The following is a 207-nucleotide window of genomic DNA, read 5'->3' on the forward strand; positions in this document are numbered from 1 at the left end:
ATCGCGATGGGCGGTTCATCTAATACCGTGCTGCATTTATTGGCGGCAGCGCAAGAAGGCTTTGTCGAATTTGATATGAACGACATAGACCGCTTATCTCGCAGCACACCATTTTTATGTAAGGTTGCTCCGGCAACACAACAGTATCACATTGAAGACGTTCACCGTGCTGGCGGCATTATGGCCATTCTCAACGAGCTGGCCAGA

The 207-nt window shown here is 49.3% G+C and carries 1 protein-coding gene; it reads left to right on the forward strand.

The genetic code is table 11. The annotated features are described in order from the left end of the window. Window positions 1-207, forward strand: a 207-nt coding sequence (locus CWC11_RS22520; protein ID WP_171038539.1) for a dihydroxy-acid dehydratase domain-containing protein, incomplete at both ends; no start/stop codon positions are given.

It is taken from the genome of Pseudoalteromonas sp. S3178 (assembly GCF_005886985.1).
Taxonomy (GTDB): Bacteria; Pseudomonadota; Gammaproteobacteria; order Enterobacterales; family Alteromonadaceae; genus Pseudoalteromonas; species Pseudoalteromonas carrageenovora.